Annotated in this window: 9 protein-coding genes; 3 read left to right on the plus strand and 6 right to left on the minus strand. The window is 75.3% G+C overall.

Translation table 11 applies throughout. The annotated features are described in order from the left end of the window. Positions 1-77: 77 nt before the first annotated feature. Both ACI8AB_RS17955 and dusB read right to left on the minus strand, forming a co-directional pair. Positions 78-518 carry a hypothetical protein gene (locus ACI8AB_RS17955; protein ID WP_456951231.1) on the minus strand — a complete coding sequence of 147 codons (441 nt, stop codon included), beginning with the start codon at positions 516-518 and terminating at the stop codon, positions 78-80. Next, positions 515-1,669 (minus strand): tRNA dihydrouridine synthase DusB, encoded by a 1,155-nt coding sequence (gene dusB, locus ACI8AB_RS17960; protein WP_387985233.1) that lies wholly within the window; start codon positions 1,667-1,669, stop codon positions 515-517. Before dusB ends, ACI8AB_RS17955 begins: the two co-directional genes overlap by 4 nt. Before the next feature lie 118 nt (positions 1,670-1,787). Here dusB and ACI8AB_RS17965 point away from each other — a divergent pair, with 118 nt between their 5' ends. Further along, entirely contained in the window at positions 1,788-2,393 is a 606-nt protein-coding gene (locus ACI8AB_RS17965) for a glycosyltransferase family 9 protein (protein ID WP_456951232.1), read from the plus strand. On the opposite strand, the gene ACI8AB_RS17970 is transcribed toward ACI8AB_RS17965, so the two are convergent. Next, the gene (locus ACI8AB_RS17970; RefSeq protein WP_456951233.1) at positions 2,363-3,766 is read right to left on the minus strand and encodes a glycine--tRNA ligase; all 1,404 of its coding nucleotides are present in this window, start codon (positions 3,764-3,766) and stop codon (positions 2,363-2,365) included. The genes ACI8AB_RS17965 and ACI8AB_RS17970 overlap by 31 nt on opposite strands. A gap of 320 nt (positions 3,767-4,086) precedes the next feature. Here ACI8AB_RS17970 and ACI8AB_RS17975 point away from each other — a divergent pair, with 320 nt between their 5' ends. Further along, entirely contained in the window at positions 4,087-5,445 is a 1,359-nt protein-coding gene (locus ACI8AB_RS17975) for an Nramp family divalent metal transporter (RefSeq protein ID WP_456951234.1), read from the plus strand. Positions 5,446-5,455: 10 nt separating this feature from the next. Here ACI8AB_RS17975 and ACI8AB_RS17980 read toward each other — a convergent pair whose 3' ends face one another. From ACI8AB_RS17980 to ACI8AB_RS17990, 3 genes are all read right to left on the minus strand, one after another. Continuing rightward, positions 5,456-6,490, minus strand: a complete 1,035-nt coding sequence (locus ACI8AB_RS17980; protein ID WP_456951235.1) for a hypothetical protein — start codon at positions 6,488-6,490, stop codon at positions 5,456-5,458. 39 nt (positions 6,491-6,529) lie between these two features. After that, complete coding sequence (locus tag ACI8AB_RS17985; RefSeq protein WP_387985245.1) at positions 6,530-6,847, minus strand: antibiotic biosynthesis monooxygenase family protein; 318 nt, start codon at positions 6,845-6,847, stop codon at positions 6,530-6,532. Positions 6,848-6,931: 84 nt separating this feature from the next. Then, on the minus strand, positions 6,932-7,780 hold the full coding sequence (locus tag ACI8AB_RS17990) for a hypothetical protein (RefSeq protein ID WP_456951236.1): 849 nt from the start codon (positions 7,778-7,780) through the stop codon (positions 6,932-6,934). 280 nt (positions 7,781-8,060) lie between these two features. Between ACI8AB_RS17990 and ACI8AB_RS17995 the strand changes: the two genes are divergently transcribed. Further along, positions 8,061-9,923, plus strand: a complete 1,863-nt coding sequence (locus ACI8AB_RS17995) for a serine/threonine-protein kinase (protein ID WP_456951237.1) — start codon at positions 8,061-8,063, stop codon at positions 9,921-9,923. The last annotated feature ends 57 nt before the right edge of the window (positions 9,924-9,980 follow it).

Consider the following 9,980-nt stretch of genomic DNA (forward strand, 5'->3'; position numbering starts at 1 on the left):
GACCTCCAGCCGGGCGGCGCACATGGTGACAGCCCGGTGGCACTCCGAGAAGGGATCCGCTCGCGGCGCCGGCGCGGTCAGCCGGAGGTGCCGCAGACGCGCGGGCCGTCCTCGAGGACCACGGCCAGCGTGGCCTCCGCGCCGTCGTCCCAGCGGACCCGGACCTCCTGGCTGTCCTGGTCCCCGAGCCGGCCCTCCGCGACGCCGACCACCTCGGCGTCGCCGGGGTGCTCGTACCCGGCGAGGACGTCACCGACCTCGCCGCGGTCGCGCTCGGCCTGGCACAGCAGGTCGCCGGCGGTCTCGGTGTCGCCGGCCTCGAGCGCGGCCAGGAAGACGCCGACCGCCTCGCGGGCCTGCTCCTCCGCCGAGCCCTTCACCAGCGGCAGGGCCACGACCATGGCGACGGCGAGCGCCACCGTGCCGCCGAAGATCCCCAGCAGCAGCCCGTTGCGGCGCCGCGGGGTGCCGGTGTGCAGCGCCTCGGGGCCCTCGTCGTACAGGTACGGGCCGCTCATCCGCCGCTCGTCTCCAGCTCCGCGCCGGCCGGCGGGCGCGGGTCGTCGCGGTCGTCGAGCCAGCCCTCGGGCAGCGCCACCGGCCGGGGGCTGCTCGTGCGCCCGCGCGGGCCGCCGAGGACGGCCGTGGGGTAGGGCTGGTCGGGGATGCGGTCGAGCAGGCCGGCCAGCTCGTCCAGCGAGCTGACCATCGCCAGGGCGCGGCGGACGTCGGAGCCCACCGAGAACCCCTTGAGGTACCAGGCCACGTGCTTGCGGAAGTCGGTGCAGCCGTGCAGCTCGCCCTGCCCCTCCGACAGCAGCCGCGCGTGCCGGACCATCACCGCGGCCACCTCGCGCAGGGTCGGCAGCGCCCGGCGGGACTCCCCGGCGAAGGCGGCGGCGAGGTCCCCGAACAGCCAGGGCCGGCCCAGGCAGCCGCGGCCGATGACGACGCCGGCGCACCCCGTCTCGCGCACCAGGCGCAGCGCGTCGTCGGCCTCCCAGACGTCGCCGTTGCCGAGCACCGGGATGTCGACGGTCTCCACCAGCCGGGCGATCGGGCCCCAGTCGGCGGTGCCGCTGTAGAGCTGGTCGGCGGTGCGCCCGTGCAGGGTGATCGCGGCCGCGCCCTCGTCCTGCGCGATCCGGCCGGCGTCGAGGTAGGTGACGTGGTCGGCGTCGATGCCGATGCGGGTCTTGACCGTCACCGGCACGTCGCGGGCGGCGCGGACGGCGGCCCGCACGATGTCGCGGAAGAGCACCCGCCGCCACGGCAGCGCCGAGCCGCCGCCCTTGCGGGTCACCTTCGGCACCGGGCAGCCGAAGTTCAGGTCGACGTGCGCCGGGCGGGTGCCGGCGACCTCCTCGTCGACGAGCATCTCCACCGCGCGCCCGACGGTGGCCGGGTCCACGCCGTAGAGCTGCACGGAGAAGCCCGCGGCGGCCTCCTCGGGGGTGGCCCGGATCATCCGCAGCGTCTTCTCGTTGCGCTCCACCAGCGCCCGCGTGGTGATCATCTCGCAGACGTAGAGGCCGGCCCCGAACTCGCGGCACAGCGTGCGGAACGCGGGGTTGGTGATGCCGGCCATCGGCGCGAGCACCACGGCGGGGTCCACGGTGAGCGGCCCCAGCCGCAGCGGGGCGACCGCCGGCGCCAGGGTGCTCGTCACGCGGTCCAGGGTAGGTGGCCGCGGCCGGTGGCCGGGGTCACCCGCGGGAGGCGCCCCCGCACGGACCGGCGCCGGCCTGGGCAGAGGGAGGCCCCCCGCCGAGCCCAGGAGGACGCGCGTGCCCCGGCCGTCTGCCGCCGCGCTGACCGCGCGGCGGCGGTGGCCCGCGGAGCGCTTCGCCGAGGTCGCCGGCGCGCTGGCCGCCGAGGGGGCGACCGTGGTGCCGGTGGGCTCCGACGGCGACGACCGGCGCGCCGCCGACGCGATCCGCGCGGCGACGGCGGCGCCGCTGCTCGACCAGGTCGGCCGGCTGTCGCTGTCCGCGCTGGCCGGGGTGCTGGCCCGCTGCCGGCTGCTGGCCGGCAACGACTCGGGGCCGCGGCACCTCGCCGAGGCGGTCGGGACGGCGACGGTCGGCGTCTTCCTCGAGCACGACCTGCTCAACGCCGGCCCGCTGACCCGGCGGCGGCACCGGGTGGCCGTCTCCACCCGCACCGCGTGCCCGGCCTGCGGCCTGGACCAGAGCCGGGCGCGCTGCGCCCACGACCGCTCCCTCATCGCGGAGGTGTCCCCGGAGACGGTGCGGGCCGCCGCCCTCGACCTGCTCGAGGACGGCGGCCCGGTGGTGCACCCGGCCGCACCCGTCGTGCACCTCCGCGGAGGTGCGCCGGGCACGTCCGCGGAGGTGCCCGGTCAGCAGCCGGGGAGGCGGGCGGCCAGGTAGGACTCCACCTGGTCCAGGCCGATGCGCTCCTGGCTCATCGAGTCCCGCTCGCGCACGGTCACCGCGTCGTCGGTGAGGGTGTCGAAGTCGACGGTGAGGCAGAACGGGGTCCCGATCTCGTCCTGCCGGCGGTAGCGGCGGCCGATCGCGCCGGCGTCGTCGAAGTCGACGTTCCAGTTCCGGCGCAGCGCGGCCGCGAGATCGCGCGCCTTGGGCGAGAGGTCGGCGTTGCGCGACAGCGGCAGGACGGCGGCCTTGACCGGCGCCAGCCGCGGGTCCAGCCGCAGCACCGTGCGGGTGTCGACGCCGCCCTTGGCGTTGGGCGCCTCGTCCTCGGTGTAGGCCTCGACCAGGAAGGCCATCAGCGAGCGGGTGAGCCCGGCCGCCGGCTCGATGACGTACGGCGTCCAGCGGGTGTTGGTGGCCTGGTCGAAGTAGGACAGGTCCACGCCCGAGTGCTCGGTGTGGGTGGACAGGTCGAAGTCGGTGCGGTTGGCGATGCCCTCGAGCTCGCCCCACTCCGAGCCCTGGAAGCCGAAGCGGTACTCGATGTCGACGGTGCGCTTCGAGTAGTGGGAGAGCTTCTCCTTCGGGTGCTCGAAGTGCCGCAGGTTGTCCGGGGAGATGCCCAGGTCGGTGTACCAGCGGGTGCGCTCGTCGATCCAGTACTGGTGCCACTCCTCGTCGCTGCCCGGCTCGACGAAGAACTCCATCTCCATCTGCTCGAACTCGCGGGTGCGGAAGATGAAGTTGCCCGGGGTGATCTCGTTGCGGAAGGACTTGCCGATCTGGCCGATGCCGAACGGCGGCTTCTTCCGCGCCGCGCCCATGACGTTGGCGAAGTTGACGAAGATGCCCTGCGCGGTCTCCGGGCGCAGGTAGTGCAGCCCCGACTCGTCCTCGACCGGGCCGAGATAGGTCTTGAGCATCATGTTGAAGTCGCGCGGCTCGGTCCACTGTCCGGTCACGCCGCAGTTGGGGCAGGTGACCTCGGTGAGGCCGTTCTCCGGGAGCCGCCCCTTCCTCGCCTCGAAGGCCTCCTCGAGGTGGTCGGCGCGGAAGCGCTTGTGGCAGTTCTGGCACTCGGTCAGCGGGTCGGTGAAGACGCCGACGTGGCCGGAGGCGACCCAGGTCTGCCGCGGCAGGATCACCGAGGAGTCCAGGCCGACGATGTCGTCCCGGCTCTGGACGACGGTGCGCCACCACTGCCGCTTGATGTTCTCCTTGAGCTCGACGCCCAGCGGCCCGTAGTCCCAGGCCGAGCGGGTGCCGCCGTAGATCTCACCCGACGGGAAGACGAACCCCCGGCGCTTGCAGAGGTTGACCACCTTGTCGAGGCGGGCGGGGTCGTGCGTGGTGTTGCTGGCGCTCACGAGCTCGGTGCTCCATCCGGCTGGCGGTCGGCGGTTGACCTGCCCACGGTAGTCGGCCGCGGCGCGTCGCCCCTCCGCGGGACGGGCACGGTCCACCGGAGGACGACGTCCCGGACCGGACGGACCGTGGCGTCGCCGCCCGTCCCCGGGCAGAGTGACCTGCCACACAGCGACGAGGCGGCGCCGCCGGTTCCCGGCCGCGCCCGGGAGGAGGTCCGATGGCCAGGTCAGACCGCGCCGGAGCCGTCGGGGGCACGCCGGTGGAGGATGTCGCCGCCGCGTTCCCCACGCGTCACCACCCACGCCCCGAGGTCCGGGCCATGCCCGAGGAGCCGCGCCGGCAGCTGCGGCTGATCGGTCCGGGCATCATCGCCGCCGGCGTCGGGCTGGCCTCCGGGGAGTTCATCCTCTACCCCTACATCGCCTCCCAGGTGGGGCTCGTCTTCGTCTGGGCGGCACTGCTCGGGCTGCTCACCCAGTACTTCCTCAACATGGAGATCGAGCGGTACACGCTGGCCACCGGCGAGACCGCGCTCACCGGTTTCAGCCGGTTCTGGCGGCACTGGGGCCTGTTCTTCGCGGTGCTCACCTACTTCGCCAACCTGTGGCCCGGGTGGTCGACCAGCTCGGCGACCCTGGTCACCTACCTGTTCGGCGGAGGGGATCCGCGCTGGATCGCGATCGGCATGCTGGTCGCCATCGGGCTCGTCCTCACGCTCGCCCCCGTCGTGTACGTCGCCCTCGAGCGGGCGCAGATGCTCAAGGTCGCCGCGGTGCTGGTCCTCTTCGCCGTGGCCGCGGTCGTGGCGGTGGGCGCGGCCGCGTGGTCCGACGTGCCGCAGGTCGTCACCCGGCCGCGCATCCCGGTCGAGGAGCTGGGCTTCGCCCTGCTGCTCGGCGCGCTGGCCTTCGCCGGCGGCGGCGGCGGGCAGAACCTGGTGCAGTCCAACTGGATCCGCGACAAGGGCTTCGGCATGGGTGCCTACGTGCCCCGGCTGGTCAGCCCGGTGACCGGCGAGCCGGAGGCGGTGCCGAGCACCGGGTACGTGTTCGAGCCGACCCCCGACAACCTGCGCCGGTGGCGCGGCTGGTGGCGCTTCGCGAACGTCGAGCAGCTCGCCACGTTCGTCGCGATCACCTTCGTCACCATCCTGTTCACCTCCCTGCTGGCGTACGCGACGGTGTTCGGCCGCGACGACGTCGCCAACGACATCGGCTTCATCGAGATCGAGGGGCAGGTGCTCGGCGAGCGGGTCGGGACCTGGTTCCAGTACTTCTTCTGGGCGATCGGCGCCTTCGCGCTGTTCGCCGCCGCCCTCGGGATCGTCGACTACACCAGCCGGCTCGCCGCCGACGTCATCAAGACCTCGTACGCCCGGAACGCCAACGAGAGCAAGGTCTACGCGGGCCTGGTGTGGGGCCTGATCGCCATCGGCATCGTCGTGCTGCTGGCCGGCCTCGACCAGCCCCTGGTGCTGCTGGTCATCTCCGCCGTCGTCGGCGGGTTCATGATGTTCGTCTACGCGGGCCTGCTGATCCTGGTCAACCGGAAGCTCCTGCCCGCGCCGATCCGCGTGCGGGGCGTGCGGCTGGGCGCCCTGGTGTGGGCGATCCTGCTGTTCGGCACGCTGTCGGTGCTGACCTTCCGCGCCCAGCTGGAGACCCTCTTCGGCGGCTGACGACGCCGGGTCAGCGCTCGGTGTACCCGCAGACGGCCGGGCCGCCCTCGTCCACCACGGTGACGACGAAGGTGGCCGGCCGCCCGCTGTCGAGGGTCACCTCGAAGGTGACCTCGTCGACGTCGCCGGCCGCCGCCGCGCCGGTGGCCGAGCCCTCGGTGATCCGGCCGCCGAGGAAGGCGTCGAAGTCGGCGAGCACCGCCTGCCCGTCGGGGAACTGGCCCCGTCCGTCGGCGCACAGGCCGTCGTAGGCCGCGGCCGCGTCGCGGTCGACGACCGACTGCACCCACGAGGCGGCGAAGTCCGGACTGCCGGGGACGTTGAGGTCCCCGCCCGCTCCCCCGCCTCCGCCTCCGGTCGGGGTGCCGGCGCCGCCGCCGAAGCCGCCCCCACCGGACGACTCCGGCGAGGAGGACGAGGGCGACGACGAGGTGGACGCCGACGTGCCGGCCGACGTCGCCGTCGCGGCCGGGCCGCCGCCGTCGTCGTCCCGGGAGAGGAGGACCGCGGCGAGCACGCCGCCGCCGACCAGGAGGACGGCGAGCGTGGCGAGCAGGGCGACCAGCGGACCGCGGTTCCGGCGCGGCGGCTGCGGCGGGGCCCCGTACCCGGGCGGCGGCCCGTAGCCCGGCGGTCCGTACCCCGGGGGGCCGTATCCCGGCTGGCCGTACCCCGGCTGGCCGTACCCCGGCGGGCCGTACCCCGGCGCGGCGGCGGGCGGCTGCCCGTACGGGGGTTGCTGACCGAGGCCGGGCTGGGCCTGACCGAACGGGGCCTGCCCGTACGGTGCCTGCCCGCGGGCAGGCTGCCCGTACCCGGGCGGGGCGTACGGGGGCTGCTGGGGTCCGGGCTGCTGGGGTCCGGGCTGCTGGGGTCCGGGCTGCTGCCCGGGGGCGCCCATCCGCAGGGTGGGGTCGCGTTGCTCGGGAGTGCCGGGCAGCCGGTCGGTGGGCTCGTCGGGCAGCGGACGCGGGGGCGGCGGTGGGAGGCGCACCTCGCGGGTGCGCTCGGGCGGCGTCCCCTCGTCCTGCGGCGGCTGGCTCATCGCGCCTCTCCCGGGCCGGTGTGTGCTCTCGCGGGCAGGCTACGCACCCGGGGCCTGCGCGACCGGGCGCGCGCCGGGCTCGTCGACGGGGAGGTAGGCGCCGGGCTCGTCGAGGGCGTGCACCCACACCGGCGCGCCGGCGACCTTGACCTCCGCGGCCGACAGCGCGCGGCGGTAGGCGCCCACGCCGTCCCAGCGGGTGACCAGTGCCCACAGCGTCGGGTCGTCGGCGCAGCGGCCGGCCTCCCCGCCGTGGCAGCCGGGCCGGGCGGTCAGCGCCGCGAGCAGCCCGTCGACGGCGTCGGCGAGGCGGGCCGCCTCGGTCTCGGGCACGCGCAGCCGGGTCACCGCGAACACCGGCCCATCGTGCCGCAGTCCGGCGGTGGAGACGCCGACGGCCGGCCCCCGCGCGCTGCGGGGACCGGCCGTCGGAGGGGTGCGTCAGCCGAAGTTGCAGACCGTGAGGTCCTGGCCGACCCAGACCTGCACGCTCTGGGTGGTGCCGTCGCCGAGGGTCAGCTCGAAGGTCGCGACGTCGACGGCGTTGGCCGGGTCGTACTCGATGCTGACCAGGCCGCCCTCGGCGATGGTCTGGCCGCCCAGGACCTGGCTGTAGAAGTACAGCGTCAGGTACTCCTCGGGGCCGTACTCGGTGCCGGCCGAGCCCTGCTGGGCCGCGGCCTGCAGCTCGGCGCAGGACAGCCCGTAGGCGGTCGCGAAGTCGAAGTCGTAGACCGCCTGCACCCACGCGAGCGCGAGGTCGGAGGAGCCGGGGATCTGGCCGGCGTCGGCGCCGCCGGTGTCGTTCCCCATGGGGGTGCCGGTGCTGCCGCCCCCACCGTTGCCCGGGGTGCCGGCGCCCGGCGGAACGCCGACCGGGCCGCCCATGTCCATGCCCATGCCCGAGCCGGTGCCGGTGTCGGAGCCGGTGTCGGACCCGGTGTCGGGACCCTCGTCGCCGCCGTCCTCGCCGCCGTCGTCGGAGGCGTCGGCCGAGGTCGAGGACTCCTGCGCCGCCGGGGCCGGGGTGTCGTCGCCGCGGAGGAGGAAGAACAGGAGCACGCCGACGCCGGCAAGCACCACGACCAGCCCGGTGATCACCCAGGGCAGGACGCTCTTCCTCTGCGGCGGCTGCCCGTAGCCGCCGGGGCCGAAGCCGGGGCCGCCGCCCGGGCCGAAGCCGCCGGGCGCGCCGTAGCCGCCGGGGGCGCCGTACTGACCGGGCGCGCCGTACTGACCGGGCTGCGCGTACTGACTCGGCGCGCCGTACTGGCCGGGGGGCTGACTCATCTGCTTCTTCCGTTCGTGGGGACGGGCGCTGGGGGCCCGAGAGCGAGAGGAAGATAGGGAGACCCCGCCGTCCCGACCACTGGTTCGCGCGCGCCAGTTCCGCCGCCGGGTCACGGCCCGGTCACGGTCCGCCGCCCGGTGGCCGCCCCGTCCCGCCGCCCACCGAGCCGCGGCCGAGACGCTGGTCGGGCCGGGGGCCCGTCCCTAGACTCCGCCGTCGACCCGCACCCGGCGCCGGCTCCGACGAGCGCCCGGAGCTGCGGCACACGGAGGATCACCGGTGGAGTTGCAACAGTTCGGCCCCTACCGCATCGAGGCGCTGCTCGGCCGCGGCGGCATGGGAGAGGTGTACCGCGCGTTCGACACCGAGCACGACCGCACGGTCGCGCTGAAGGTGCTCTCCGAGCACCTGGCCGCGGACCGCGGCTACCGCGAGCGCTTCCGCCGCGAGGCGCACCTGGCGGCGCGGCTGAACGAGCCGCACATCGTCCCGATCCACCGCTACGGCGAGATCGAGGGCCGGCTGTTCCTCGACATGCGCCTGGTGCCCGGCCGCGACGTCGCCGCGGTGCTGGCCGAGGAGGGTCCGATGAGCCCCGAGCGGGCGGTCGGCGTCGTCAGCCAGACCGCCCGGGCCCTCGACGCCGCGCACGCCGACGGCCTGGTGCACCGCGACGTCAAGCCCTCCAACGTGCTGCTGACCGGCACCGGTGACGACGAGTTCGTCTACCTCGTCGACTTCGGCATCGCCCGGTCGACGTCGGACGCGCAGGGCCCCGCCCTGACCCAGACCGGCGCCGCACTCGGCTCCTTCGACTACATGGCGCCCGAGCGGTTCCTCGAGAAGCCGATCGACAAGCGGGTCGACGTCTACGCGCTCGCGTGCGTGCTGTTCGAGTGCCTCACCGGCCGGCGGCCGTTCACCGGCGACGGCCTGGCCACGCTCATGTACGCGCACCTGAACACGACCCCGCAGCCGCCGTCCGCGCTGCGGCCGGGCCTGCCCCGCGGGCTGGACGACGTCGTCCTCAAGGGCCTGGCCAAGGAGCCCGACGAGCGGTACGGCACCTGCGGCGAGTTCGCCGCGGCCGCGCGGGCGGCGCTGAGCTCCGCCGGCGTGACCGTGCGGCCCGAGACCGCGCCGCCGACGTCGGTCGCCCCGCTGCTCGCCCACCCGCAGACCGTGGGCTTCTCCAACCCCGGCCCCGCCGGCTCCTACGGGGCGCCGTCGCACCCGGGCGCGCCCGCGGCGCTGTACACCCCGCCGTCGGACCCCGGCCCGCCCACCGGCTACGGGCCCCCGTCGAACCCCGGCCCGCCCACCGGCTACGGGCCCCCGTCGAACCCGGGCCCGCCCACCGGCTTCCCGCCGCCGGCCGGGCCCGGGTTCCCGCCGCAGGGCGGCTCGTCGGCCTCGGGCGGGGGGAAGGGCTCGAACAGGCTGCCGCTGCTGATCGTGGGGGCCGCGGTGGCGCTGATCGCGGTCGTGGTCGGGGTCATCGCGCTGGCCGGCGGCTTCAGCGGCGACGACGTCCGGGCCGACGACACCGGCACCTCGACCGGGAGCACCCCGGACGGCGACACCTCCGACGGCGACACCTCCGACGGCGACACCTCCGACGGCGACACGTCGGACGGGAACACCTCCGGCGGCGGCACCGGCGGCGGGACCTCCACCGACGCCGACGCCCAGGACCAGCTGCTGGCGATCCTCCCGGGCGACTTCGACCCGGCGGCCTGCGAGACCGCGGACCCGGCCGGCGACGGCGACGTCGCCGCGGTCAACTGCGGCGCCGCCGCGACCCAGCCCGGTCCCGGGGCGTCGTCGTTCTACCTGTACGAGGACGCCGCGACCGTCGACGCCGTCTTCCTGGCGGACATGACCCGCGAGGGCGTCAGCCCCTTCACCGGCCAGCCGGACTGCGCCACCGGGCAGGGCTACGACGAGTACACGATCGGCGGGGTGGACGCCGGCCGCCTCGGCTGCTTCGTCGACGGGGACAACAACGCGATCCTGTACTGGACGCAGGACGACCTCGCCGCCGAGGGCATCGTGGCCATCCAGAACGGCGGCCAGGCCGGGCTGGGGACCCTGTACGCCTGGTGGACCGACAGCGCGCACAGCGACTTCACGCAGCGCTGACCGTCTCTCGGCCCCGCACACGACGAGGGCCCCGTCCCCACCGGCCGGTGGGGACGG

The sequence above is a fragment of the Geodermatophilus sp. SYSU D00698 genome (genome assembly GCF_054050335.1).

Bases quoted from the DNA above. Each gene is read 5' to 3' on its own strand.
- ACI8AB_RS17955 (WP_456951231.1), bottom strand. From the start codon at position 518: ATGAGCGGCCCGTACCTGTACGACGAGGGCCCCGAGGCGCTGCACACC.
- ACI8AB_RS17975 (WP_456951234.1), top strand. From the start codon at position 4,087: ATGCCCGAGGAGCCGCGCCGGCAGCTGCGGCTGATCGGTCCGGGCATC.
- ACI8AB_RS17980 (WP_456951235.1), bottom strand. From the start codon at position 6,490: ATGAGCCAGCCGCCGCAGGACGAGGGGACGCCGCCCGAGCGCACCCGC.
- ACI8AB_RS17990 (WP_456951236.1), bottom strand. From the start codon at position 7,780: ATGAGTCAGCCCCCCGGCCAGTACGGCGCGCCGAGTCAGTACGCGCAG.